15 protein-coding genes and 1 pseudogene are annotated in these 26,185 nt (G+C 70.1%); 7 read left to right on the top strand and 9 right to left on the bottom strand.

The window, feature by feature from the left end; genetic code table 11:
- From OG792_RS27795 to OG792_RS27815, 5 genes are all read right to left on the bottom strand, one after another.
- Positions 1-603 carry a GTP-binding protein gene (locus OG792_RS27795; RefSeq protein ID WP_329103785.1) on the bottom strand — a complete coding sequence of 201 codons (603 nt, stop codon included), beginning with the start codon at positions 601-603 and terminating at the stop codon, positions 1-3.
- Positions 584-973, bottom strand: a complete 390-nt coding sequence (locus OG792_RS27800) for a DUF742 domain-containing protein (RefSeq protein WP_329103787.1) — start codon at positions 971-973, stop codon at positions 584-586. The genes OG792_RS27795 and OG792_RS27800 overlap by 20 nt, the downstream gene beginning before the upstream one ends.
- Entirely contained in the window at positions 963-1,382 is a 420-nt protein-coding gene (locus OG792_RS27805; protein ID WP_329103789.1) for a roadblock/LC7 domain-containing protein, read from the bottom strand. Before OG792_RS27805 ends, OG792_RS27800 begins: the two co-directional genes overlap by 11 nt.
- Positions 1,382-4,078 carry a sensor histidine kinase gene (locus OG792_RS27810; protein ID WP_329103791.1) on the bottom strand — a complete coding sequence of 899 codons (2,697 nt, stop codon included), beginning with the start codon at positions 4,076-4,078 and terminating at the stop codon, positions 1,382-1,384. The genes OG792_RS27805 and OG792_RS27810 overlap by 1 nt, the downstream gene beginning before the upstream one ends.
- A gap of 340 nt (positions 4,079-4,418) precedes the next feature.
- Positions 4,419-5,909 carry a catalase gene (locus tag OG792_RS27815; protein ID WP_329103793.1) on the bottom strand — a complete coding sequence of 497 codons (1,491 nt, stop codon included), beginning with the start codon at positions 5,907-5,909 and terminating at the stop codon, positions 4,419-4,421.
- A gap of 392 nt (positions 5,910-6,301) precedes the next feature.
- On the opposite strand from OG792_RS27815, the gene OG792_RS27820 reads away from it, so the two are divergent.
- The 3 genes from OG792_RS27820 (at position 6,302) to OG792_RS27830 (ending at position 8,367) form a co-directional block, all read left to right on the top strand.
- Positions 6,302-6,955 carry a hypothetical protein gene (locus OG792_RS27820; RefSeq protein WP_329103795.1) on the top strand — a complete coding sequence of 218 codons (654 nt, stop codon included), beginning with the start codon at positions 6,302-6,304 and terminating at the stop codon, positions 6,953-6,955.
- Positions 6,956-6,968: 13 nt separating this feature from the next.
- On the top strand, positions 6,969-7,799 hold the full coding sequence (locus tag OG792_RS27825; protein WP_329103797.1) for a hypothetical protein: 831 nt from the start codon (positions 6,969-6,971) through the stop codon (positions 7,797-7,799).
- A gap of 202 nt (positions 7,800-8,001) precedes the next feature.
- Positions 8,002-8,367 (top strand): hypothetical protein, encoded by a 366-nt coding sequence (locus OG792_RS27830; protein WP_329103799.1) that lies wholly within the window; start codon positions 8,002-8,004, stop codon positions 8,365-8,367.
- Positions 8,368-8,454: 87 nt separating this feature from the next.
- On the opposite strand, the gene OG792_RS27835 is transcribed toward OG792_RS27830, so the two are convergent.
- A complete protein-coding gene (locus OG792_RS27835; protein ID WP_329103801.1) occupies positions 8,455-10,242 on the bottom strand; it encodes a glycoside hydrolase family 6 protein in 1,788 nt (595 codons plus the stop codon).
- A gap of 845 nt (positions 10,243-11,087) precedes the next feature.
- On the opposite strand from OG792_RS27835, the gene OG792_RS27840 reads away from it, so the two are divergent.
- From OG792_RS27840 to OG792_RS27850, 3 genes are all read left to right on the top strand, one after another.
- Complete coding sequence (locus tag OG792_RS27840) at positions 11,088-12,428, top strand: hypothetical protein (RefSeq protein ID WP_329103803.1); 1,341 nt, start codon at positions 11,088-11,090, stop codon at positions 12,426-12,428.
- A complete protein-coding gene (locus OG792_RS27845) occupies positions 12,412-13,158 on the top strand; it encodes a class F sortase (RefSeq protein ID WP_329103805.1) in 747 nt (248 codons plus the stop codon). The genes OG792_RS27840 and OG792_RS27845 overlap by 17 nt, the downstream gene beginning before the upstream one ends.
- 190 nt (positions 13,159-13,348) lie before the next feature.
- Positions 13,349-15,652 carry an esterase-like activity of phytase family protein gene (locus OG792_RS27850; RefSeq protein WP_329103807.1) on the top strand — a complete coding sequence of 768 codons (2,304 nt, stop codon included), beginning with the start codon at positions 13,349-13,351 and terminating at the stop codon, positions 15,650-15,652.
- A 72-nt stretch (positions 15,653-15,724) separates the two neighbouring features.
- Here the strand turns inward: OG792_RS27850 and OG792_RS27855 are convergent, their stop codons facing one another.
- Both OG792_RS27855 and OG792_RS27860 read right to left on the bottom strand, forming a co-directional pair.
- Positions 15,725-16,351: a hypothetical protein gene (locus OG792_RS27855; RefSeq protein WP_329103809.1), complete on the bottom strand. Its 627-nt coding sequence runs from the start codon at positions 16,349-16,351 to the stop codon at positions 15,725-15,727.
- A gap of 320 nt (positions 16,352-16,671) precedes the next feature.
- On the bottom strand, positions 16,672-21,738 hold the full coding sequence (locus OG792_RS27860) for an NAD-glutamate dehydrogenase (RefSeq protein WP_329103811.1): 5,067 nt from the start codon (positions 21,736-21,738) through the stop codon (positions 16,672-16,674).
- 316 nt (positions 21,739-22,054) lie between these two features.
- Between OG792_RS27860 and OG792_RS27865 the strand changes: the two genes are divergently transcribed.
- Positions 22,055-24,019, top strand: coding sequence for a penicillin-binding transpeptidase domain-containing protein (locus OG792_RS27865; protein WP_329103813.1), 1,965 nt, complete (start codon positions 22,055-22,057; stop codon positions 24,017-24,019).
- Positions 24,020-25,034: 1,015 nt separating this feature from the next.
- On the opposite strand, the pseudogene OG792_RS27870 reads toward OG792_RS27865, so the two are convergent.
- Positions 25,035-26,076, bottom strand: a pseudogene (locus OG792_RS27870) (arginase family protein); the annotation flags it as partial.
- Positions 26,077-26,185: the final 109 nt, after the last annotated feature.

The following is a 26,185-nucleotide window of genomic DNA, read 5'->3' on the forward strand; positions in this document are numbered from 1 at the left end:
TCAGTTCGCCGAGACCGCTACGCCGCGCCGGGCCGCGACGTGCTCGACCAGGGTGACCAGTACGCCCTTGCCGGACTGGCGGCTGCGGGCGTCGCAGAGCACGACCGGCACGTCCGGATCGAGATCCAGCGCCACCCGCACCGACGCCGGGCTGAACTGTTGCGCGCCCTCGAAGCAGTTGACCCCGACCACGAACGGCGTACCCCGTCGCTCGAAGTAGTCCACCGAGGGAAAACAGTCGGCCAGCCGCCGGGTGTCGGCCAGCACCACCGCCCCGAGCGCGCCGAACGCCAACTCGTCCCAGAGGAACCAGAACCGATCCTGGCCGGGAGTGCCGAACAGGTAGACCTGGAGATCCTCGTTGATCGAGATCCGGCCGAAGTCCATTGCCACCGTGGTGGTGGTCTTGCCCTCGACACCGGCCAGGTCGTCGGTGCCCACCCCCGCGTCGGTGAGGACCTCCTCGGTCTGCAACGGCCTGATCTCGCTCACCGCGCCGACCAACGTGGTCTTGCCGGCCCCGAATCCCCCGGCGACCAGGATCTTCAACGCGAGCGGGATCCGCCGGGCGGATTCGGCCCGGTCAGAGCGCACGGAGTCCATTGACCACCGCCTTGAGAATGTCGTCTTCCGGGAAACTGGGTGCCGACGAGGGCTCGTACATGGCGATCAGCTCGGCCGTGAGCAGGTCGGCGAGCAGGATCCGGACCACCCCCAACGGCAGGTCGAGATGGGACGCGACCTCGGCGACCGAGATCGGCTCCTGGCTCAACCGGACGATCTGCCGGTGCTCCGGCTGGAGCTGCTCGGCCCGGCCGTCACCACCGGCCACGGCCGCGACCACGAACGCGACCAGGTCGAAGCCGCCGACCGCCGGCCGGACCCGACCACCGGTCATCATGTACGGGCGGACCACCGGCCCGGCGTCGGAATCCAGCCAGTCGTGGTGTGGTCCGGGCAGCTCATCTCGCATCGGCTGTCACCCCAGCACTACGGCTCGGTGTGCTCAGGAACTCGCCGACCCTGGTCACCAGCATCGCCATCTCGTACGCGATCAGGCCGATGTCGGAGTCGGCGCCACAGAGCACGGCCAGGCAGGCGCCCTGCCCGGCGGCGGTGACGAAGAGGAACGCCGACTCCATCTCGACCACTGTCTGTCGTACCGGGCCGGCGGTGAACTGCCGGCTGGCCCCCTTGGCCAGGCTCTGGAAGCCGGCGGCCATGGCGGACATGTGCTCGGCGTCCTCCTGGGCCAGCCCGCGGGACGCGGCCATCAGCAACCCGTCCGCGGACAGCACCACGGCCTGTTCCGCGGTCGGTACGCGCTCCACGAGGTCGTCGAGGAGCCAGGCGAGATCGGCCGGTCTCGTCGGGTGCACCACTACGCGTCCCTTCCAGAATCGGTGGAGCCCGGGTCGGCGACCGGGGCATCGGCTGGGCTGGCCGGCGCGGCGACGACCGGCTCGTCGTTCCCGGCGGCGGTGGCCCGCGTCGGCGCGGGTGCCGGTGCCGGAGTCATCTCCGGGGGAACGGTGGTCCTCGGCGCGGCGGTGGCCGGACTGAGGGTGGCCGGTTTGAGGGTGGCCAGTTGGACGGTGGGTGCGTCGGTCGGGCTCGCCGCGTCCCGGCGGCCCCGGGCGGTGCCGGCCTGCATCGCCGACATCATCGCCCGGATCTCCTCTGGTGTGCGCCCGGCCGGCTTCGGTGGCTGCACCGATGGCTCCGCGTCCCGGGGTGCCGGCTCGGCCGACACCGTCGGCTCGCGCAGCTGCGGCGCCAGGCTGGTCTGCCGGACCCGGCGGGGCAGGCCGTCGTCGCCCACCGGCACCGCCGTGGGTTCGGTTGCCGGCGGGCTCGCCCCGGCCGGCGTACCGACGGTCGCGGGCGCCGCGAACGGCCCACCCGGCCGATCCGGTACGTCCCGGTCCGGTGCACTCGGCACCGCGGTCAACCGCCCCAGGGTCCTGGCCCGGCGCTCCGGTACGCCCGACCCGATCCGCTGTCCCGAACCGGTCCTGCCGGCCAGGCCCGCCCGTGCTCCCGGACCGGCACCGAGCCGGGACGCGAGCGTCGCCCCGGACAGCGGCGCCGAGCCCGTGCCGGGCCCCGAGTCCGCGTCCACCAGCTCGCCGACCTCGATCGGGTCGACCGACCGGACCGGCTCCACCGGTCGGCCGGGCAGGGCGAGCGGGCCGTTGCCGGGCACCACGAGTTCACCGGGGATCAGCGCCACCGCGGTCACCCCGCCGTACGGGGACGAGCGCAGTTGCACCTTGACCCCGTGCCGGGCACCGAGCTGGGCGACCACGAACAGGCCCAGCCGGGCGCTGTTCACCGGGTCGAACTCGGGTGGGTCGGCCAACCGCCGGTTCGCCGCGTCCAGCGCCTCCGGGGTCATCCCCAGGCCCCGGTCCTCGGCTTCGATCGCGTACCCGTTGGGGACCAGTTGCCCGGTGACCCGTACCCGGGTGTGCGGCGGCGAGAACGAGGTGGCGTTCTCGATCAGCTCGGCCAGCAGGTGAATCACGTCACCGACCGCCGGGCCGACGACCGACGCCGGCTGTACGGCGGCCACGTCGACCCGCGCGTAGTCCTCGACCTCGGAGATCGCGCCCCGCATCACGTCGACCATGGCGACCGGGTTGCGCCAGCCCCGACCGGGTGCGGCACCGGCGAGGATGACCAGGTCCTCGGCGTGCCGACGCATCCGGGTGGCCATGTGGTCGATCCGGAACAGGTCCTCCAGCTCCTCCGGCTCGGTGACCCGCCGTTCCATCTTGTCGAGCAGTGCGAGCTGGCGGTGCAGCAGGGTCTGGCTGCGCCGGGCGATGTTGAGGAAGACCTCGTTCATCCCGCGCCGCAGCCCCGCCTCGTCCACCGCGGAACGTACGGCGGTGCGCTGCACCTCGCTGAACGCGTTTCCGACCTGGCCGATCTCGTCCCGGCCGTACTCCAGGTCCGGGGACTCGCGGGCGACGTCGACGTCCTCGCCCCGGCGCAACCGCCCGACGACATCGGGCAGCCGGGTGCCGGCGAGTTCCAGTGCGGCCGTACGCAGGCCGGTCAGCCGCCCGATCAGCGAGCGGCCGACCCGGACCGCGATGAACATGGACAGGATGACCGCGGCCAGCCCGAGCAGGCCGGCGAGGCCGAGCCGGACCAGCACCTGGACCGCGACCGGCTTGGCCCGGTCGGTCAGCGTGTCCGCGGCGGCCAGTTCGAAGTCGTACAACTGCTGCTGGACGTTGTCGTAGCTGGTCCGCCATGCTTCGGCGCCGACCGGCACCGCGGCACCGGTCCGGCCCTTGGCGACCACGTCGGCCATCATCGCCCGGACCCGGACGAAGTCCTCGCCGTCGACCATCCGCTGGTACGCGGCCCGGTCGCTGTCCGGCAGGTCGGCCACCGCATCCTCGTAGAGGAACCGCTGGGTGCCGATCGCCTGCACCACCTGCGGGTACTCGCCCTCGGCGAAGCGTCCGGCGACGAACGCCCCGGCGAGTACGGCGTCCACCTGGTCGAGTACCTCGCGAGCGCCGCCGAGGGAGATCACGTTGAGCGACTCCACGTTGACGCCGTCGACGCCCAGCGCGGCCATCGCGTCGAAGACCCGGTAGGTCAGCGAGATGGTGCTGCTGTAGAGCCCGAACGCGCCGGCCCGGTCCATGTCCTTGCGGTCGATGAAGCCCCGGCCGGCGGGTAACGCCTCCAGGGCCACGAAGAGCTGGTCGATCCGGCCGCGGAGCTGGTCGCCGCCGGAGTCGAGCAGACCGCTGTCGTCGGTGAGGCGGCGCATCTCGGCGATCGCCCGGTCGGTCTCCGCCCGCTGCTCGTTCAGGGCGGCCAGGTCGCCGCCGGCGAGGTAGCGGATGGAGAGCCGGCGTTCGGCCTGTAGTTCACCGACCACGACGGTGCCCGGTTTTCCCACCTTGTCGAGCAGGGACTGCGCGGAGAGCAGCCGGGTGGCGGGCTCGATGGTGAGCAGGGTGGCAAAGATCCACAACGCCAACAACGCGGCGATCGGCACCGCGACCAGCGCGATGATCTTTGAACGGATCGTCCAGTTACGGCTGTTCATCGGACCTCGCCCGGGGGGTGGCAGGAGGGAAAACCGGGCCCGGTCGGTCCGCATCCTCCCGACGGAGTCACGGAATACGAGCGTGCGCCTCCGGCAGGATACGTAATCGGCGACGTATGCACTACCGGACGTCCCGGGTGGGCTTCCGAAGTACTGTCCAATCTCGACCATATTCGGCTGATGCCCGAACGGTCGGGGAAGCCGCCGCGCCCCGTACCCGCCCCGAACAGGCGAAACGGGGTGTCCCGGAGACAATCTCCGGAACACCCCGCCGGTACCGCGCGTTAGTCGGGCCGAGACGGTGGACCGCTCGCGGCGGCATCGGCATCGACCAATCGGATCAGCTGTTGGTGGTCAGCCCGAGACCCTCGGCGACCCGGCGCCCAAACGCCTCGTCGGCCTGGTCGAAGTGCCACACCATTTTCTCCTGGATGTGCTTGTCGCACTGGCCCAGCAGGTCGACGAGGTTGCGCACCAGGTCGTCACGCTCCCACTCGGGCATGGTGCGGAACCGCTCACCGGCCTGGGCGTAGTTGTTCTGCCGGTCGATCGGCGCGCGCAGCACCTGACCCGAGACGTGCGGCCGGTACTCGCGGTAGGACTCGTCGGCCTCCCGCAGGCCGGCGACCGACGACGGCTCGAAGTTGATGTGCGGGTTGACGCCCCGGTTGTCCATCCCGTACGACATCTGGCCGCCGGTCTGATTGGTGCTCACCCGTACGTCCTCGCGCGGCGCGTTCACCGGAAGCTGGAGGTAGTTCGGGCCGACCCGGTAGCGCTGGGTGTCGGAGTAGGAGAACGTCCGGCCGACGAGCATCTTGTCGTCGCTGAAGTCCAGCCCGTCGACCAGCACACCGGTGCCGAACGCGATCTGCTCGTTCTCGTTGTGGTGGTCGGTGACGTTGCGGTTGAGCGTCATCACGCCGACCGGGCGCAGCGGGAAGACGTCCTCCGGCCAGGTCTTGGTGTCGTCGAGCGGGTCGAAGTCCAGCTCCGGGTGCTCGTCGTCGCTCATGATCTGTACGTTGAGCTCCCACTGCGGGAACTCGCCGCGCTCGATCGCCTCGTAGAGGTCCTTCGAGGCGTGCCCCAGCTCGGTGGCCTGGATCGCGCCGGCCTGCTCCTCGGTCAGCGACTCGATTCCCTGCCGCGACTTCCAGTGGTACTTGACCAGCACACCGTCACCGGCGCCGTTGACCATCCGGTAGGTGTTCACCCCGAACCCGTCCTGGGTCCGGTAGTTGGCCGGGATGCCGCGCGGGCTGAACAGCCAGGTCAGCATGTGCAGCGACTCGGGGGTGTTGGACATGAAGTCGAAGATCCGGTTGGGTTCCTGACGGAAGGTCACCGGGTCCGGCTTGAGCGAGTGGATCACGTCCGGGAACTTGATCGCGTCTCGGATGAAGAAGACCGGCAGGTTGTTGCCGACCAGGTCCCAGTTGCCGTCGTCGGTGCGGAACTTCACCGCGAAGCCGCGCGGGTCGCGGGTCGCCTCGGACGAGTCCCGGCCGCCGATGACGGTGGAGAAGCGCACCGAGACCGGGGTCTTCTTGCCCTCGGTCTGGAACAGCTTGGCCCGGGTGTACGTCGATGCCGCCTCGTCGCCGATCCGCCCGTACGCCTCGAACTCGCCGTGGGCGACGAAGCCGCGGGCGTGCACCACCCGCTCCGGGATCCGCTCCCGGTCGAAGTGGCTGATCTTCTCCAGGAAGTGGTAGTTCTCCAGCGTCGCCGGGCCGCGTGACCCGACCGTGCGCTGCTGCTGGTTGTTGTGCACGGGGTGACCCTGACGGGTCGTGAGCGTCGGCTTCTCGGCCTGGGAATCGCTCATCTTCTCCTCCTGACGTTTCCTGGCGGCCAGGACCCGCCAGTCGAACCGGCGAATCAGCCTGGCGGCGGTCAAATACCGCATAACGGCGGTAACCGCTTGATTGGCAAGCCTACCGAGATGATCCGCACACTTTGCGTGATCACCCCAGCATGTCCGGGTTGTCCGAGCCGCGGCGCCGCAGCCGGACACCACCCCACCCAAGCGCGTTTTTTGGAATCAGTCAAGTTAACAACCCGGGTCGGCGGGTGTTCCCAGCGGAGCCCTGGATCACCCGCAATACCAGACATACCCCCCAGGACGGGATGATCAATCACACCTCAAAACGAAAATGTCCCGACCGGGGATTGGCGATCACCTCGCAGCGGGAATAGCAGAGGGCGAAGGAGGATCCCATGTCACCCACGCAGGTCATCGTCATTGTCGTGGCCGCCGTACTCGTCGTGGTCGTCGCCGCGTCGATCTGGGCGGTCACCCGCCGGGCCGCACTGCGACGACGCTTCGGTCCGGAGTACGACCAGGCGGTCGCCGAACGGGAGAGCCGTGGCGACGCCGAGCGGGAACTGCGCGAACGTACCCGCCGGCACGCCGAGCTGAGCCTCACCCCCCTCCCCGCGGAGTCCCGCCAGCGGTACGCCACCACCTGGGCGGACATCCAGGCCAACTTCGTCGACGCGCCCAACGACTCGGTCGGGGCGGCCGACGAACTGGTCACCCGCCTGATCGCCGAGCGCGGCTACCCGACCGGGAACTACGACGAGCAGCTCGCGACCCTCTCCGTCGAACACGCCCGCACCCTGTCCCACTACCGCGACGCCCACGAGATCCGCCTGCGCGACCAGCGCGGCGAGGCCGGCACCGAGGACCTGCGTCAGGCCCTGGTGCACTACCGGGCGCTCTTCGCCGATCTGCTCGGCACCGACCCGGTACGCCCGGACGAGCCGGCCGCCCGTTCCGGGGCCAGCGAATCGGACCCCCTACCCCAGAAGCCTCAGCACACCCCAGAGCCCGCCCCGCGGCAGTCGCCGCAGGACGCGCCAAGCCGGTGAGGAGTACATCCCCATGCGTCAGCACGACCGCCAGCAACAGGACGACCAGCAGGCCGGCCGCACCCCCGTACAGGTCGACGACCGGGACTGGCCCGACGACCCGGACCTGACCGACGACCCCGACCGGCGCAACGGCCGGGACACCACCGACAACCCCGACCGGGTGGACGACCTCGACCGGACCGAGTACCACGAGCCGGCACCGCTGCCCACCACCTTCGGCGCCCCGACGGTCAGCGGCGCGGTAGCGGCATCCGCGCTGGCCAGCGGAAACCGGACCGACGAGTTCGACGCCCGGGACGACGAGACGGTCGGCCCCGACAACGGCCGCGCCGACGGCCGGGCATCGGACACCACGACCACCGATTCGGGTACGGCCACAGCCACACCCGCCACCTCGACCCCGGACACCGCAGCTCCGGGAACCACGGCTCCGGGAACCACGGCTCCGGGCACTACGGCTCCGGGCACGACTGGTTCGGGCACGACTGGTTCGGGCACCGCGGCTGCGGACGCCGGGGTGTCGGATACCGCGCTTCCCGGTGCCACCGCTCCCGACGGGGCGGACGGAGTCGGGCCGCTGCTCGACCCGGACGCCATCGCCGGACTGCGCGACCGCTGGCGTGAGGTGCAGCTGCGCTTCGTGGACGACCCACAGGCCGCCCTCGGTGAGGCACGCGGCCTGGTCGGCGAGGCCGTCGACTCGCTGACCTCGGCAATCGCCGACCAGCGGGACAGGCTCGACCAGGACGGTGACGGCGCGGACGATGCCGGCGAGACCGAGCGGATCCGGCTGCGCATCCGCCGCTACCGCGACTTCCTCGACCGGGTGCTCGCCCACTGACCCCGTCACCCGCGCCCGGACCCGGCCGCTCGCTCGCGCGCACCGTCCCGGCCACACCCGGACGCCCTGGCCACATCCGGACTCCCCGGCCACAACCCGGTGATCGACCGCGGGCACCGCACCGGCGGCGGCATGCTACGGGCGATCGCGGGTAGCCGAGCCCGACGGGAACGACGCCACCACCGGACAGGAGGGCAGCAACATGTCGGAGCGCGATCCGGGCCTGGACCGGCCGTTGGAGGAGTCCCCGGAGATGACCTCGGCCGCCGCCGACGAGAGCACCCTTCCGCAGCTCAGAACGGGCGGCGGAGGGGACGCGAACAACCCGCGGTTCCTCGCGCCGGACGACGTACCGGGTGACTTTCCGCCCACCGAGGAGCTGATCGGCGACTCGCAGGGCGGCGGCGTACCCGGCTCGGACGAGACGCGTACCGGTGCCGAACAGCCCTGGGACCCGGAGGATCTGGTCGTGGCGTGGGGCCAGGACCCCACCCCGGCCAACGTCGAACGGGCCCGCCGGGTGCTCGCCGAGGAGGGTCCGGCCGCGGTCGAGAAGACAGTTCCCTGAAACGCGTACGCGTAGGGATCCCCGGCCCGACCGTGACCGGTCGGGCCGGGGATCCCCCTGTGGTGTCTGAGCTGCCTACCCGACCACCTACAGCGGCGGGTACGCGTTCTGCATCAGCTGCCGGAACTGGGCCGAGAACCACTGCCCGGAAAGCGGGGCGTCGGGCAGGGCACCACTCATGTTGTTGCCGTTACGGGCGTTGCCGGTGTACGTCGGGTCGCACATCCGGTCGAAGCCCTTGCCCTCGTCGTTCGGGATCTCCCGGCTGGCGCCGTCGGACTCACCCGGGGGCTTGATCCACACGTAGGCGTCGATTCCGGCGGCCGGCGCGGCCCGCGGGCGCTCGCCGATACCGGCACCGCTCTGGTTGCACCAGTTGCCAGTGTGGATTCGCCGGTCGAGCCGGCCGCCGTCGACGAAGGTGTCCACATTCGTCTGCGGGCCGGGGCCGGTCGGACGGGCCGAGCCACCCCAACCGTTACGGCTGGTGTCGATCAACATGCCGACGTTGGAGTTGAACCCGGCGCTGATCAGCTGGGTACGGAACCCCTGTGCGAACGACTGCTCGTCCACATACCGGTTCCAGTCGACCCACTTGGACTGCCGCACCGACGTACCGCCCACGGTGCTGTTGATGTTGTAGTACGGCTCGATCAGGGCGCCATAGTTGGCGGTGTTGACAATGAAGCCATGCACGTTGTTCACCGTGCTGCCGGAGGCCCGAGCGGCCTCGGCGAACAGCGTCGCGGACGGGCCGAAGTTGTCGTCCCAGCCGATCCAGCCGTGGTGGCCGGCGTCGATGTAGTTGTAGGTGTTCGGCAGCGCGCCCAGCTTCGCCAGGGCGTACCCGACGCCGTTGACATAGTTACCGTTCGCCTTCATGACGTCGCATGCCGGGACGGCGGTGGGCCGACTGCCGGTGTTGGTGACCAGGTTCGGCAGCGAGTCGATCTCGATCACGTTGATGATCCGGAGATTGCGGTACTTGGCATCGCCCATGATCGCAGCGATCGGGTCGATGTACGCCGTCTTGTACCGGTCCAGCTCTGTCGGCCCCAACTCACCGGCGGACGCCAGCGCGGAACAGTCCCGGCCCGGCAGGTTGTAGATGACGATCTGGATGTAGCCGGCGCCCTGCGCCACCGCCGTGTCCAGGTGAGCCCGCAGACCACGGGCGGAGGCGGAACCGCTGATCGCGGCGATCCGGTCCATCCACACGCCGGTCGGGTTGTTGGAGATCCGGCTACCGCCCGGCTCGGCGTCCGCCTTCGCCTTCCAGTCCGGGTTCACGTAACCCGTGGCACCCACGTACGGGTTGTCCACCCGCGGTCCGCCCGGCGGCGGAGTGGTCGGCGGCGTGGTGGGCGGGGGCGTGGTGGGCGGGGTGGTCGGTGGCGTCGTCGGCGGCGTGGTGGGCGGCGTCGTCGGCGGGGTGGTCGGCGGGGTGCCGCCGTTGCACACGGTCCCGTTGATGCTGAACGAGGTCGGTGCGGGGTTGCTGCCACTCCAGGCGCCATTGAAGCCGATGCCGGTGGAGGCTCCGGTGGCCAGCGAGCCGTTCCACGACAGGCTCTGCGCGGTCACCTGGCTGCCGGACTGGGTCCAGGTCGCCGACCAGCCCTGCTGAACCCGCTGGCTGCTGTTGGGAAAGGTAAAGCTGAGAGTCCACCCGTTGAGCGGGTCACCGATGTTCCGGATGGTCAGGTTGGCACTGAAGCCGCCCTGCCACTGGCTCGCGGCGTACGTGACGCTGCACTGGGTGGCCGCGTGGGCGACCGTGACCGGAAGGGTGACGAGGCCGGCGGCCACCAACATGCTCGCGGCCGCCGCCACCAGCGCTTTGCGTCGGCCGGACAATTTACTCCGTAAATTCATGCGACTGATCTCCTTGGGCCAGCCGGACCGCGGGGGCGGGACCCGGCGCGCGGCGGCCTCACGGACGTGAACCGGTGGGTTGTCCACAAGGCGCCATGGGGACTTCGAGTGCCCGACCCGGACGGGCAGCAGAGAGCGGTGGTGGTTGCCGGCCGCAGCCTTCGGCCGGGATGACGCCGTCCGGAGAACCGGATGCCCTCGACGTCCACTGCGCGGTATGGCTCCCCTACACAGTGGATGAATTCTTGCATGGGAGCGCTTCCACCACAACACCCCACCCCTCCCCCTCCCCGCACCCCCCCGCCCCTCTCCCCGTGGATCTAGGGCAAATACGTGCTTGTTGATCTCCAAACACCACCATCTGCCCTAGATCGACGGGGAGAGGGGGCGCGGCGCGGGGGGGTGGGAGGGGGTGGGAGGGGGTGGGAGGGGGTGGGAGGGGGTGGGTGGGGGTGGGTGGGGGTGGGTGGGGGTGGGTGGGGGGAGTGGGTGGGGTGGGGTGGTTGGGGGGTTTTGGGGGTTGGGGGAATGGGGGGAATGGTGGGGCGGGGGTGGTGAAACTGTTTGGGAGAGGGCGGGGCATAGCGGAGGCGGGCGGCGTTGGGTACGTCACCGGTTCGAGTGCGCCGGAAGTTCTCGTTAGCGCCCGGTGGGTACGGATGGCCCCGTATTAAACAGCAGGTGGCGCCTATCGCCCGATGGCTGGGATAGCACGGGGCATCACCCGTTCGAGGCGATAGAAGAAAAGGCGCATTAATCCGACGAAAGCTCACAAACCAGTTAGCCTCGGTCATGGTTCGGCTTTCGTCGGACCACGGTGAACAGGGGAAGGAGTGACGGAAGCCATGTCTAAGAAGTTCCTCGGCAAGGTCGTCGCCGGAGCTGCCCTCGGCGGCGCGTCTTTGCTCGTCGGTGCACCCGGGATCGCTTCGGCGGATGGCCCTCCCACCGCGGCCGAAACGGGCCAGGTCTCGGCGAAACCGCAATGGGCGAAGCCCGGCCACGAAGTGACCATCGTCGAGATCTGCAAGGAGCCGCAGGAGAGCCCTTGGGTCTGGTCGAAGGTGACCGGAAAATTGGAGCTGACGCCCAAACTCGACAAGAAGGGGCCAAAAGGCCCCAAGCAAGCCCAGGGCAGCGAAACCGCCCAGAGTGTCCCGGACACCCTTCCGGATCGCGAGGAACTCAAGGGCTACAAGGAGACCGAACAGTACAAGGAATACGAGGACAACCAGGACTATCAGCTAGACAAGGAATACCAGGAGTACAAAAAGTACAAGGAGTACCTGGAGTACAAGGCGTACCGGGGCAAGAAGGAAAAGGCCGTCGCGCCGGACGGGGCGGTCGAGGCCGCACCGACCAGTGGACTTGCCGAGCCCGTGACGCCCGACGGCCTTGTCGACGAACTCGTACCCGAGGATCTGACGGCCCCGGCGATCCCCGCTGCTCCGGGCGACAGCTCGGCCGCTCCCGAGGAGGCACCGCCGGCCGCCGACCTGGGACCGGTCGAGGAGTACGCACCCGAGGAGGCCGCCCCGGCAGCCGACCCGGCGGCGAAGCCGGACGACCACGCCAACGCCCACCCGGGTGACCCAGCGAAGGCCGAAGACCCGGCGAAGGCCGAAGACCCGGCCAAGGTGGCGGAACCGGAGGCCGGGGCACCGGCCGAGGTCGAGGATCCCGCTGAGGCGGGCACGGAAGCCGAGGATGCCGCAAAGGCCACCGGCGCCGCTCCGGCGGTGGAGGACCCGATGGCCGAGGAGAGCGGGGAACCGACGGCCGGCGAGGAGGCCTGGTCCGAGGGTGCCGACGCCCACGGCAAGCCCGACGCCGAGAAGGGTGAGCCGGCCGGGGACCCGTACGGCGAGGACGGTGGTACCGAGGAGGACGCCGACGCCAAGTGGGACGAGGGCTCGAAGTCGGACGAGAAGACCGGTGCCCACACCTACTGGGCCACCACCGAGATCCCGGCGGACACGAAGCCGGGACACTACAAGCTCAAGGGCTCCTGCGGCTTCGGGACCCTGGTGGTCGTACCCACCGGTTGGGTTGACGGCGGCGACGGCGGCGACGGCGGGGCCGACGGCAACGGTCTGGCGAGCGGCGGTGCCGCGATGCTGGGCGCGGCCGCGCTCGGCGGCATCGTGCTGATGCGGCGGCGTCGGATCGATGACGCACTCGTCTGAGGCGTCGAGGGGACGGGCCGGCGGCCGCCACGTTGTTACGTGGCGTGCCGCCGGCTATGCCCTCGTCGCCGTGCTCGCCCTGGTCGGCGCCGGTCTCGTCGGCGCATCACTGAACCAACCCACTGAACTTCCGCCCCAACCTGCGGCGGAGGCCGCACCGGAGTACGCCGCCCCGAACCCACCCGCGTCGGCGACGCCGGTCGACCCGGACCTGGCGGCGGCGAACCCCGATCCGTCGGCGACACCGGCATTCCGATCGGGCGAAATGGCACGATCCGAACCCACCGGCGTCACGATCCCGAAGATCGGCGTCGACGCGAAGTTGATGTCGCTGGGCGTCGACAAGGTCGGGATGATCGAGGTGCCACCGTTGACACAGGCCGAACTGGCCGGCTGGTACCGGCTCGGGCCCACCCCGGGCGAGATCGGCAACGCGGTGATCGTCGGCCACGTCGACTCCCAGGAAACCGGGCCGGCGGTCTTCTTCAAGCTCGGGGCGTTGAAGACCGGCGACAGGATCAAGGTCGCTCGCCGGGACGGCAGCGTCGCCGAGTTCACCGTCGACGGCGTCAAGTCGTACCCGAAGGCGGCCTTTCCCACCGACCTGGTCTACGGACCGTCGGACCGGGCGAGTTTGCGGCTGGTCACCTGTGGCGGGAAGTTCGACCGCAAGAAACACAGCTACCCGGACAACATCATCGTCTTCGCCACCGCCACCGCTGCGCGATAACGTCACCGTCACCCGATAGCGCCAGCGCCGGGGCGGGCGATCGACGCGCATCCTTTCCGGTCCTGGTCGGGTCCTCACGGGGGCCCGACCAGGATCAACTTCTTTGCCCAGTGTTCACCCGCGGGATCGTTACCGCTCGTCTGCCCGTGCAACCTTCCAAGGTCGGGACCCGAGCAGCAACGGAGAATAGATGCCCGCCAGGAAGATATATACGGCCCTCACCGTCGCGGCCGTCGCCGCCAGCACCCTCACCGGTGCGGGAACGGCCACCGCGCACCAGAAGTCGGACCGGCAACCGCTGTCGTTCGACCGTACCGCCACCTATCCGGTCTTCCAGAACCGGCCCGCAGGCGAGGACCCGGCCACCCCGACCGTCGCCGAGATCTCGGCGGTCAGCGAGGACGGCCGTACGCTGATCTACACCGACGCGCTGGCCCGGCGGATCGGTTTCCTCGACCTGAGCAACCCCGACAAGCCCCGTGGCCTGGGCACTCTCGCCCTCGACCAGCTCGGCGACGCCGAGGACGAACCCACCTCGGTCGCCGTGGTCGGCCAGTACGTCCTGGTCGTGGTCAACACCAGCCCCAGCTTCACCGCACCGTCCGGCCGGTTGGACGTCATCTCGCTGCGTACGCGGCAGCGGGTGGCGAGCTTCGACCTCGGCGGCCAGCCCGACTCCATCTCGATCAGCAAGGACAAGCGGTACGCGGCCATCGCGATCGAGAACGAACGCGACGAGGACGTGGCCCCGCCCGGAGGTGAGGACGGCGACCTGCCGCAGGCCCCGGCCGGTTTCCTCCAGATCGTCGACCTGACCGGCAACAACCCGACCCGCTGGAAGACCCGGCCGGTGGCGTTCACCGCCGCCGACGGCCAGGCGCTGCCGGCGTTCGTCGGTGCCGGGTTCGCCGCGCCGACCGACCCGGAGCCGGAGTACGTCTCCATCAACGGCGAGAACGAGGTCGCCGTCACCCTTCAGGAAAACAACGGCGTGGTGATCGTCGACCTGCCGACCGGCCGGATCATCCGTGTGTTCAGCGCGGGTACCGCCTCGGTCAGCGGCATCGACACGGTCGAGGATGGTGCGATCGACCTGACCGGCTCGATCACCGATGTTCCGCGCGAGCCCGACGCCGTGGCCTGGATCGACGACCACTACCTCGCCACCGCGAACGAGGGTGACTGGCTGGGCGGCAGCCGGGGCTGGACCGTCTTCGACGGCCGTACCGGGCGGGTGGCCTGGGACGCCGGCAACAGCTTCGAGCGGCTCGCCGTCACGTACGGCCTGCACAACGAGGACCGCGCGGAGAACAAGGGCACCGAGCCCGAGGGCGTCGCGATCGCCGAGTACGACGGCGTCCGGTACGCCTTCGTCGGCTCGGAGCGGAGCAACTTCGTCGCCGTCTACGACGTCAGCCGGCCGACCAAGCCGGTCTTCAAGCAGGTGCTGCCGGCCACCAACGGTCCCGAGGGGCTGCTGCCGATTCCGGGTCGCAACCTGCTCGTGGTCTCCAGCGAGGAGGACGACGCCGAGGTCGGCGTACGTGCCTCGGTGACCGTGTACGAGCTCGGCAGGGGCAAGCCGGCCTTCCCGACGATCGTCTCCGCTGACAAGGCGAAGGCACCGATCGGCTGGGGCGCGCTCGGTGCGCTGTCGGCCGTACCCGGTAAGTCGCACCTGCTCTACAGCGTGACCGACGCCGCGTACTCGCCGACCCGGATCCTCACCGTCGACCCGACCCGTACGCCGGCGGTCATCACCGCCGCGCTGACCGTCTCGGACGCCGCCGGTCAGCCGGTCGGCTACGACGCGGAGGGCATCTTCGCCCGTCCACAGGGCGGCTTCTGGCTCGCCGTCGAGGGCACCACCGGTGCCGGCAACAAGCTGGTCCGGCTCGACCGCAAGGGCGTGACCCAGCAGGTGGTGGAGCTGCCGGCAGAGGTTGCCGCCGGCCTGGCCAAGCAGGGCTTCGAGGGGGTCACCGCGACCACCGACTCGCGCGGTCGCGAGGTGCTCTGGGCCGCGTTGCAGCGGGAGGTAACCACCGACCCGGCCGGCACGGTCCGGCTCGGCCGCTACGACGTGTCGGCGGGCACCTGGAGCTGGTTCGGTTACCGGTTGGCCAGCACCGCCACGCCCGGTGACTGGATCGGCCTCTCCGAGATCACCGTGGTCGGTGACAAGCTCGCGGTGATCGAGCGGGACAAGCTCAACGGCCCGGCCGCCAAGATCAAGCGGATCTACACCGTGGACCTGCCGCGCGCGGCCGCGGCGCCGGGTCCGCTGCGGGTCCTGCCCAAGACCCTGGCGTACGACGTGCTGCCCGACCTGCGGGCGACGAACGGCTGGACCCAGGAGAAGCTTGAGGGTCTGACCGTTGCCGGCGACGGTCAGGTGTACGCGATCACCGACAACGACGCGGTCCAGGACGCCACCGGCGAGACGGTGTTCCTGCACCTCGGCCCGAGCAGGCGGGTCTTCGACCAGCGATAGCTCCTCAGTCGACAGACGCCAGTGGCCGGGCCCCCAAACCACGGGGACCCGGCCACTGGCTATTCGTAATGCTTACTTGGTCCAGACGTCCTGCACGATGTGCGCGGCCTGGTTCTCCCACTGCGCGTACGCATCCGGGAACGCCGACACCTGAACCTTCTGCGCCGCATCCGTCAACGGCATATCCCGCCAACCATCAACCTGCTTCAGATTCTTCAGGAACGCGGTCGAAGCGTAGGCCGGATCCGTGATCTGCTCCGGCGTACCCCAACCCGACGACGGCCGCTGCTGGAACAACCCCAGCGAGTCGTGGTCGTTCATGTCACCCAGATGACCCAGGTTCTCCAACTTCGACTCCTGCATCGAGGTAGCAACCGCGATCACCGCGCCACGCTCACCCATACCCAACTTCTTCGCCGTATCCGTGATGGCCTTGGCGTTGTCGGTCTGCTCCTTGCTCAGGCTGATGTTCGACTGCGCACCCTGCGTACCGTGCGGCACGAGCTTGTCCATGCCCGGCTTCTCGCTGGTCACCTGCGCAACCGTGGTCATCGCCGGGGCGGCACGCTCCGCCGGGGACGTGAACGCGTGGCTCACCGGCCCCGCAACAGCGCCACCGATGAAGGCCAGGCCGGCAACACCCAGAGCGGTCTTACGAACAAACGAAGTCTCAGCAAAAGTGGTGAAAGTCGTCTTCACGATGGTTCACCTTTCAATCGGGGGTACCCGACGCGCGCCCACAAGGGGAAAGGCGCCTGCGCTCAGGTGAGAAGTACGAGGCCACAGCACACACGAGGCGGGGGGATCATGCCCCGGCGCTGCTCCGGTCGTACGCGATGTATAACCGACCCGACCCCGCCAACATTCCGCCAACCGACCCCCGACCCGAGTCGATCAACCCCAAAAACCTCGCACCCCCGACACCCCACCCACAGGCCCCACCAATACAGAGAATGAGTGGCTATCCGGGGCGGGATAGCCACTCATTCTCTGTATTAGCGTGTGGTGCGGGGGGGGTGTTACTTGCTGGCGGCGGAGGTGCGGACTAGGGTGCGGATTTGGCGCAGAAGGACGGAGAGGGCGGCCAGGTCTGAGCGGGACTCGTCGAACTCGCCCATCGCCTTCTGGGTACGGGTGATCGAGGTCGCGTTCGACTCCTCCCACTCGCGTACGCGTTGGTCTGCCGGAACCGAGTCGGCGGTCGAGTGGAGCACCTCGGCGGTGAGTGCGGCGAGCGCCGCGTACAGGTCGTAGCGGAGCGCCATCCGAGCCAGGGTCTGCCAGCGGTCCTCCCGTGGCAGCAGCGAGATCTTCGACAGCAGGGCGTCCACCCGGAACCGGTCGGAGAGGACGAAGTAGACCGAGGCCACCTCACCGACGTCCCGCCCGTTGGTGGCGGCGGTCTCCACCACGTCCAGCAGGCCGAAGCTGTACATCAGCCGGGTGACCTGCTCGGCCAGCTCGCGCTCGATGCCGCGCGACATCAGCAGGTCGACGTGCGCGTCCAGCGCCTGCCGTTCGGAGCCGCAGAAGAGCTGGTCGAGTTCCGGCAGCAGCCGGGAGACGCCGTCACGCAGCCGGTCGATCTCGGCGGGTACGTCGATCGGCGAGCGCCGGTTGGTGACCAGCCAGCGTACGGCCCGGTCGAGCAGTCGCCGGGTGTCCAGGTAGACGCCGGTCTGCACCTCGGTCGGGACCTTGTTGTCGAGGTCCTCGACGGCGGCCCAGATGTCCCGCAGCCGGAACACGTCGCGGACCACGACGTAGGCCCGGATCACGTCGGCGGCGGAGGCGGCGGTCTCCTCCACCACCCGGTAGACGAACGAGATGCCGCCACGGTTGATGGCCTCGTTGACCAGCACGGTGGTGACGATGTCCCGGTGCAGCCGGTGGTCGGCCATCCGGCTGGCGAACCGCTCGCGCAGCGGGGTCGGGAAGTATCCCTCCAGCACCTCGGTGGTCCACGGCTCGTCCGGTAGGCCGTCGGCCAGGATCTCCCGCTCCAGCACGATCTTGACGTACGCGAGCAGCACCGCGAACTCGGGCGCGGTCAGGCCGTTCTCGGTGCGTACGGCCAGTTCCTCGTCCGGCGGCAGCGCCTCAAGTTCGCGGTTGAGCGCACCGGACTTCTCCAGGTCGCTGATCATGCGGCGGTGCACCGGCAGCAGCGACGCGGCCTGGGCCTGGGCGTTGCCGATGGCGCGGGCCTGGTCGTAGTTGTCCCGGAGCACGTGCTCGGCGATCTCGTCGGTCATCTCGGCGAGCAGCTCGTCGCGCTCGGGCATGGTCAGCTCGCCGTCGGCGACCGCGGCACCGAGCAGGATCTTGATGTTGACCTCGTGGTCGGAGGTGTCCACCCCGGCCGCGTTGTCGATGAAGTCGGTGTACATCCGGCCGCCGGCCAGGGCGTACTCGATCCGGCCGAGCTGGGTGAAGCCGAGGTTGCCGCCCTCGCCGACGACCTTGGCCCGCAGGGCCTTGCCGTCGATCCGGATCGCGTCGTTCGACTTGTCCCCGACCTGGCTGTTCGACTCGGCGGCGCCCTTGACGTAGGTGCCGATGCCGCCGTTCCAGAACAGGTCGACCGGTGCGCCGAGGATCGCCTTCATCAGGTCCTGCGGGGAGATGCTGTCGATTCCCTCGTCGAGGGCGAGCACCGCGCGCACCTGCGGCGTGACCGGGATGGTCTTCGACGTACGCGGGAAGATGCCGCCGCCTTCGGAGATCAGGCTGGTGTCGTAGTCCTCCCACGACGAACGCGGCAGGTCGAACAGCCGCCGCCGTTCGGCGAACGAAACCGCCGGATCCGGGTCCGGGTCCAGGATGATGTGCCGGTGGTCGAACGCGGCCACCAGCTTGATGTGCTCGGAGAGCAGCATCCCGTTACCGAACACGTCACCGGACATGTCACCGACGCCGGTGACGGTGAAGTCCTGGGTCTGGGTGTCGATGCCCATGTCGCGGAAGTGCCGCTTGACCGACTCCCAGGCACCACGGGCGGTGATGCCCATCTTCTTGTGGTCGTAGCCGGCCGAGCCGCCGGAGGCGAACGCGTCGGCCAGCCAGAAGCCGTGCGACACCGAGATCTCGTTGGCGATGTCGGAGAAGGTCGCCGTCCCCTTGTCCGCCGCGACCACCAGGTACGGGTCGTCGACGTCGTGCCGGACCACCTCGCGCGGCGGCACTATCTGACCGCCGACCAGGTTGTCGGTCACGTCGAGCAGGGCGGAGATGAACTCCTTGTAGCAGATGACCGCCTCGTCCCGGTCGCCCGGCTTCTGCTTCAGCACGAAGCCGCCCTTGGCGCCGACCGGCACGATCACCGCGTTCTTCACCATCTGTGCCTTGACCAGGCCCAGCACCTCGGTACGGAAGTCCTCGCGCCGGTCGGACCAGCGCAACCCGCCCCGGGCCACCGGCCCGAACCGCAGGTGGACTCCCTCGAACCGGGGTGAGTAGACGAAGATCTCGTACTTCGGGCGGGGCGCCGGCAGCTCCGGGATCGCCTGCGGGTCCAGCTTGAACGCCACGTACGCCTTCGGCCGACCGTCGGTGGCCCGCTGGTAGAAACTGGTCCGCAGGGTCGCCTGGATCAGCGTCAGGTACGAGCGCAGGATCCGATCCTGGTCGAGGCTGGTCACCTCGTCCAGCGCCTCGCCGATGCTGGTCACCAGCTGCTTGCTCTGCACCTCCCGCTGGGCGGTGTCAAGCTGCGACGTGGGCGAGAACCGGACCTCGAAGAGCTGCACCAGCAGGCCGGCGATCTCCGGGTACGCGATGAACGTCGACTCCATGTACTCCTGGGAGAAGACGGTGCCGGCCTGGCGCAGGTACTTCGCGTACGCCCGCAGCACCACCACCTGCCGCCAGGTGAGGCCGCCGCGCAGCACCAGTTCGTTGAAGCCGTCCACCTCGGCCTCGCCGCGCCAGGTGGCGGAGAACGCGTTCTCCACGTGCGGGCGTACCTCGGCCAGGTCCCGGGCCCCGTCCTGGAGGCGCAGGCCGAAGTCGTACAGGTAGATCCGGCCGTCGACCCGGTCGACCTCGTACGGGTGCTCGTCGACGACGCTCACCCCGAGCGAGTGCAGGACGGGCAGGACGGCGGAGAGCACCATCGGCTCGCCGTACCGGTAGACCTTGAACCTGACCTCCATCTCCTCGTCGGAGGGGACGGCGGCACTGCCCGGCCGGGGCGAGCGCTGCTTGCGGAACATGTGCATGGCCAGTTGGCCGGGCTCCTCCAGCAGCTCCAGTTTGGCCAGGTCCTTCATTGCCTCGTACGGCGTGTGGTCGTCCTTGTAGCCCTCGGGGAAGGCGTCGGAGTACCGGCTGAACAGGTGCTTGGCCTGCTCGTCGCCGAGCTTGCGTTCGAGGACGAGGCGGTAGTCGTCGTCCCAGAGTCGGGTGGCGTCGGCGAGCCGCTCGGCGAGCAGGTCCGCGTCCACCCCGCCGGGCGGGTTCGACGGATCGGTACGGACGATGAAGTGCACCCGGGCGAGCATCGACTCGGTGACCCGGGTGGTGTAGTCGACCCCGACGCCGTTCAGCTCGCGCAGCAGGATCTCCTGCATCCGCAGCCGGTTCTGCGTGGTGAACCGGTCCCGGGGCAGGTAGATCAGGCAGGAGATGAACCGGCCGTAGCCGTCCCGGCGCAGGAAGAGCCGCAGTTGCCGGCGCCCCGCCATCCGCAGTACGCCGATCACCGCGTGGTAGAGGTCGTCGGTCTTGATCTGGAACAGCTCGTCGCGCGGGTACGTCTCCAGGATCTGGAGCAGGTCCTTGCCGGAGTGGCTGCGCGGGCTGAGCCCGGAGCGGTCCAGCACCTCGGCGACCTTGCGTCGGACCACCGGCAGCTCCCGGACGCTGGTCCGGTACGCCGAGGTGGAGAAGAGGCCGAGGAAGCGGCGTTCGCCGACCACCTCACCCGCGTCGTTGAAGATCTTGAAGCCGATGTAGTCGAGGTAGGCGGACCGGTGCACGGTCGCCCGCGAGTTCGCCTTCGTAATGATCAACAGGCGCTTCTCCAGCACCTTATCGTGGGCCTCCGGCGTCATCGAGGCGAGCACCCGGGGCGCGGTCGAGTCCTGCCGCAGGATGCCCAGACCGGTGCCGAGCACCGCCTCCAGTGCCTGCTCGGCCCCGTCGGTGTCGGTCCCGTCCGTGTCGACCAGCCGGTACTCCCGGTAACCGAGGAAGGTGAAGTGCTCGTGCGCCAGCCAGCGCAGCAGCTCCACCGAGTCGGTGATGTCCTTCTCCGGCACCGGCGGCCGGGACTGCGACGTACGGGCGGCGGACAGCTCGTCGGCGAGCGCGAGCGCCCGCTGACGCATCTTCGGCCAGTCCTCCACCGCCTCGCGCACGTCGGTCAGCACCCGCTGCAACTCACTGCGGAGCCTGTCCCTGACGGCGGCGTCCCGAACCGGGTCGATCTCGATCCGCATCCAGCTCTCGACCACGTCGCCGTCGATCGCGTCGTCCGGCTCCACGTCCGCGGCAACCTCGGCGAGCCGACCGAGCGGCTCCCGGCGTACGACGACCAGCGGGTGGACCAGCATGTGCAGGTCGAGGTGCTGCGCGGTGAGCAGGGCGGTCACCGAGTCGACCAGGAACGGCATGTCGTCGGTGACGATCTCGATCACCGTGTGCTGCTGCTCCGGGGCCGGCTCGTGGATCCGCAGCTTCAGCTCACCCGGCACCCGCTGCTGCGCCAGATCCCGGTGCGCCTGTGCGGCGGCCAGCATCTCCGCTGCGGTGAACCCGATCAACTCCTCGTCCGGCGCGAACCGCCAGAACCGGTCGACCAGGGTGGCCGCGTCATGATCGTCCCCGGCGAGCGCCACCGCCTGGGCGACGAGCCGCTCGGCGTTCGGTACCGGTTCGTCGAGATCGGCGTCCTCGACGTCGTCGGTCAACGCGTCCGGTGGCAGACCCAGGTCGTACAGGGTGTCCACGCTGGCACCCGTGACCCCGCTGTCCTGGCCGGGGCCATGGCCGTCGTCATGTGCCGGATCGAAGTTGTCGTCCCGGCCGGTATCGACCTGCCGGAGATCGGACTCCGGAAAACTAATCGCCGGACGCCGGTCCATCGGTGCCACTCCCCTCGACCCACCGCGTTGTGGGTCACTCTCGCCCAGCCTATGCCTTGCCGGTTCACCCCTTGATCGGCGGACCGACGCACCGGACGTCCGGATCGCGACTTCGCCCTTTCGCCCCTTGTGGGTACGGAGCACGGGTGTTCCTGAGTACCCCCACTCAGCGGGTCATCACACCTGGATCTCAGTTGCCTTCGAACCCGGTACGTCGGTTGCCTTCGGACCCGGTACGCAACCGCCCCGGCAGCACGGGCGTACTACCGTCAGGACCAAAATCGGGGACGAACGACCGAAAGGCGGCCGCCGCCACATGCGCCCGTACGAACACCGCACCCGTGCAACCCTCATCCGCCGTTGTCGGCCGATCATCGCCACGCTCGCCGGGCTGGGCCTGGTGGCCGGGCTGCTGACCGCCTGCTCCCGGGCGGAGTCGCCGGAACAGGCGGTGGACGCCTTCCTGCGCGGCTGGCAGGACGGAAAACTCGACCAGCTCCGCTTCGACGACACCCAGGGCCAGGGGATCACCGGAGCCAGGGTGGCCGAGGAGATCAAGCTGCTCTCCGGCGAGCTGACCGCGAAGCCGCGCCGCGACGGCGACGCGCAGGTCCGTGAGGACGCCGCGACGGCGAACCTGACGATCGACTGGACGCTACCGGGCGGCACGCACTGGGCGTACCCGTCGGCGGTGCGACTCAAGCGTGACGCCGAGGACCACTGGCGGATCATCTGGGAACCGCGGGTGGCACAGGAGAAGCTGACCGCCGGCGACACGCTGACCGTACGCCGGGTGGCCGCCCCGCGCGGACAGATCCTCGACGGCGCCGGCCAGCCGATCGTCGCGGCCCGGTCGATCGTCGCGGTCGGTGTGCAACCGAGCGAGGTGCCCGACGTACCGGCCCTGGTCAGGAACCTGGACGCCGCGTTCAAGGCGATCCGGCCGGCGATCAGCCCGCCGATCGACCTCAGCGACCTGCCGGCCCGGATCAGTGCGGCGAAACCGGACGCCTTCGTCGACGTGGTCAGTCTGCGGAAAGAGGCGTACCAGCAGATCAAACCGCGCATCTACGACCTGCCGGGGACGAAGTTCCGGGAGGAGCAGCGCGAGTTGGCACCCACCCGCGAGTTCGCCCGCGCCCTGCTCGGCTCGGTCGACCCGGCCCTCAAGGACGACCTCGACGCCAACCCCGGCGTGTACGCCGAAGGCGACCTGGTCGGCCACGGTGGCCTACAGGGCCGGTACGAAAAGCCGCTGCGCGGCACCCCCGGCGGCACCGTGGTGATCAGCCGGCGCAACGCCGCGGGCGAACTCGCCCCGACCGACCAGGAACTGTTCCGGATCGAACCGAAGCCCGGTACGCCGCTGAAGACCACCCTCGACGTCCGGACCCAGAACGCCGCCGACGCCGCGCTCGCCGCCGACCCGCACCGTACCGCCCTGGTGGCGGTCAGGGTCAGCGACGGCTCGGTCCTCGCCGTCGCTGACGGCCCCGGAGGCGGCACCGAAAACCTGGCCCTGACCGCGCAGGTGCCGCCCGGCTCGACCTTCAAGATGGTCAGCACGCTGGGCCTGCTCGACCTGAACGCGGTCACCCTGGACGGCCGGGTCGACTGCCCGAAGAACTTCACCGTCGACGGACGCCCGTTCAAGAACTCGGACAACTTCGAACTGGGCACGGTGCCGTTCCGGACCGACTTCGCCAAGTCCTGCAACACCGCGTTCGCCGCCCTGGCGCCGAAGCTCGGTGACACCGGGCTGGCCGAGGCGGGCCGCAGCCTCGGTCTGGAGGCCCGGTGGGAGCTGGGCGCCGAGGTCTTCACCGGCAAGATCTCCACCGGCGGTTCGGCCGCCGAACGGGCCGCCGCCACCTTCGGCCAGGGCACCAACCTGGTCAGCCCGATCGCGATGGCCGCCGCCACCGCCGCCGTCGCCAAGGGCCAGTGGCAACAGCCGAAGCTGGTCCTCGACCCCGCCCCCGGCGCACCGGCGCCCGCCGGACCGCAGCTCAAGACCGGCTCGGTCGAGCCGCTGCGGACGATGATGCGCGAAGTGGTCACCCTCGGCAGCGCCACCGCGCTCAAGGACGTCCCCGGCGCACCCGTCCAGGGCAAGACCGGAACCGCGGAGTACGACGACAACCCGGCCCACACCCACGCCTGGTTCGTCGGCTGGCAGGGCGATATCGCGTTCGCCGTCTTCGTCGAAAAGGGCGGCGCCAGCGGCGAAACCGCCGTCCCCATCACCGAACACTTCCTCCGCAACCTAGCCGCCCGCTGACCCCCCTGACGCGAGTCGGGTCCGGCGGGGCGGCAGGGTCAGGCCGGTTCGGCGGCCGGGCCGGGCGGTTCGGGGGCGGGAGGCGGTTCGGCCGGTGGCGTACGGCGCAGCCGCCCCGGTCCGGCGGACGGTGGGGGGCCGACGGGTTCCGGTGCACGGGGTTCCCGGGCAGCGGCGGCAACGGTCCGCGTCTCGTCGCGGTTGACCCGCGACCGGTCCCGGCCGCCACCATCACGCCGCGGTTCCCGCTCCACCCGCACCATCCTCGGCGATCCGGCCGATGGGGTGGTGCCGGCGGACACGGCAACGGGATCGAGAGCACCCGGACCCTCGACAACCGGGGAGGACTCGACAACCGGGGACGGCTCGACAACCGGGGACGACTGGGTAGCGGACGCCCGACCGGCGGCCGAGGACGGGCCACTGATCGAGTTCGACTCGGCGGCCGGAGCCGGGTCGGGCTCCTCCGTCGGCTCGGTTACCGGAGTCGGCTCCGCGGCCGGCATCGGGTCGGCGACCCCGAACGGCTCGGTCACCGGCATCGACTCACCGGCGCCCGGCCCCGATCCGTCGGTGGCCGCAACGGGCTCACGAACCGCAGCGAATTCGGCGAGCGGGCTGAGCCCGGAAACCGCAGCGGACTCGGCCTCCGAGGTGGGGGTGGACTCACGAACCGGAGCGGAGTCGGCGGCCGGAGCGGAGTCAACGGCCGGAACGGACTCACGAACCGGAGCGGACTCGGCGGCCGGAGCGGGCTCGCGAACCGGAGCGGGCTTACGAACCAGGGTGGGCTCGGTGGGTGTGGTGGGCTCGGCCGGGCGTGCGGGGCGTGGCGACGGGTCGAGCTGGCCCGGTGACTCGTCGACGCCCATCCCGGCGACGGACGACAGGCCACGGCGCAGGGCATTGGGTGATTTGGCTGGCCGGGCCGAGTGGCGGTCCGTACCGGCGTTCATGGTGTCCGTACCGAGGGCGGTGACCGGGCCGAAGGCGCTCGTCGAGGCACGCTGGCCGGATGAGGTCGCGACGGCCGAGGTGCGGGTGCCGGAAGGCGTACCCGTGGTGGTCTTGCGGACCGGGCGCAGGCCGCCGCGGGCGGTGGCCGACGACTGGGCCGGCAGCAGCCGGGCCGGGGGCGTCTCCGGGGCGGCGACCGGTGCCAGACCTGCGGCCAGGGTGGCGACGATCTCGGCCGCGTACGCCCCGTCCTGGTCGTAGTCGGGGTCGAAGACGGTGATCTCCACACCGAGGCAGTGTGGGGTGTCCACGAGTCCGGCGAGCAGCAGCTCCAACTCGGGGAAGGCGATCCCGCCCGGGTCCGGCGCGTCGACCGCCGGCATCACCGCCGGGTCGAGTACGTCCACATCGATGTGCACCCAGTAACCGGCGCAGTCGGCGAGCTGGTCGTGCGCCCACTGCGCGGTCCGGGCGGCTCCCTCGGCGCGCAGCGTCGGCACCGGGCGGGTGACGATGCCGGCCGCTTGCAGGTCGAGCCGGTACTCGTCCTGGGCCCGGATCCCGAGCACCACCACGTCGATGTCCCGGAAGTACGGTCGGCGGCCCTCGATCGAGGCGAGGTCGGGCTGCCCCCGACCGGTGACCAGGGCCAGGCCCTCACCGGCGGCGGCACCGACGTAGGAGGCGTTGCCGGGGTGCCGGAAGTCGGAGTGGCCGTCGACGTAGACCAGCCCGATCCGGCCACCGACCGCCTCGCCGAGCCGGTGCATCGCCAGGGCGGAACCGAGCACGATCGAGCAGTCGCCGCCGAGTACGACCGGGAATTCGCCCCGGTCGATGATCGCCCCGATCCGGTCGGCCAGCGCCCGCGAGTACGCGCCGATCGCCCCGGCGTGGCTGACGCCGTCGCCGGGGCGCCAGTCGCCGGGGTCGTACCGCGACGGGGTGAGACAGCCGGCGTCGCGGGCCGCGAGCCGGGCGATCAGGTCCTGGTCCCGCAGCGCCCCCGGCGCCTTCGCACAGCCCGGCACCGAGGTGGCGGTGGGCGGGCGCAGGCCCAGGTTCGAGGGTGCGTCGAGGACGGCGATCCGGCGCATCATGGGCTCCCGTCCTCGTTCCCGACCCCGGGGCCGACCGGTACGCAGCTCGTACTCACCTGGTCAGGCCCCCGAACCCATGTGATCACACTTTTCTCGTAACCAGGGTCAG

This window comes from Micromonospora sp. NBC_01699, assembly GCF_036250065.1.
Taxonomy (GTDB): domain Bacteria; phylum Actinomycetota; class Actinomycetes; order Mycobacteriales; family Micromonosporaceae; genus Micromonospora_G.

What these genes read in the sequence shown, in the direction of transcription:
- OG792_RS27795 (WP_329103785.1), bottom strand. Translation starts at nt 603, where the DNA reads ATGGACTCCGTGCGCTCTGACCGGGCCGAATCCGCCCGGCGGATCCCG.
- OG792_RS27800 (WP_329103787.1), bottom strand. Translation starts at nt 973, where the DNA reads ATGCGAGATGAGCTGCCCGGACCACACCACGACTGGCTGGATTCCGAC.
- OG792_RS27810 (WP_329103791.1), bottom strand. Translation starts at nt 4,078, where the DNA reads ATGAACAGCCGTAACTGGACGATCCGTTCAAAGATCATCGCGCTGGTC.
- OG792_RS27815 (WP_329103793.1), bottom strand. Translation starts at nt 5,909, where the DNA reads ATGAGCGATTCCCAGGCCGAGAAGCCGACGCTCACGACCCGTCAGGGT.
- OG792_RS27820 (WP_329103795.1), top strand. Translation starts at nt 6,302, where the DNA reads ATGTCACCCACGCAGGTCATCGTCATTGTCGTGGCCGCCGTACTCGTC.
- OG792_RS27825 (WP_329103797.1), top strand. Translation starts at nt 6,969, where the DNA reads ATGCGTCAGCACGACCGCCAGCAACAGGACGACCAGCAGGCCGGCCGC.
- OG792_RS27830 (WP_329103799.1), top strand. Translation starts at nt 8,002, where the DNA reads ATGTCGGAGCGCGATCCGGGCCTGGACCGGCCGTTGGAGGAGTCCCCG.
- OG792_RS27835 (WP_329103801.1), bottom strand. Translation starts at nt 10,242, where the DNA reads ATGAATTTACGGAGTAAATTGTCCGGCCGACGCAAAGCGCTGGTGGCG.
- OG792_RS27840 (WP_329103803.1), top strand. Translation starts at nt 11,088, where the DNA reads ATGTCTAAGAAGTTCCTCGGCAAGGTCGTCGCCGGAGCTGCCCTCGGC.
- OG792_RS27845 (WP_329103805.1), top strand. Translation starts at nt 12,412, where the DNA reads ATGACGCACTCGTCTGAGGCGTCGAGGGGACGGGCCGGCGGCCGCCAC.
- OG792_RS27850 (WP_329103807.1), top strand. Translation starts at nt 13,349, where the DNA reads ATGCCCGCCAGGAAGATATATACGGCCCTCACCGTCGCGGCCGTCGCC.
- OG792_RS27860 (WP_329103811.1), bottom strand. Translation starts at nt 21,738, where the DNA reads ATGGACCGGCGTCCGGCGATTAGTTTTCCGGAGTCCGATCTCCGGCAG.
- OG792_RS27865 (WP_329103813.1), top strand. Translation starts at nt 22,055, where the DNA reads ATGCGCCCGTACGAACACCGCACCCGTGCAACCCTCATCCGCCGTTGT.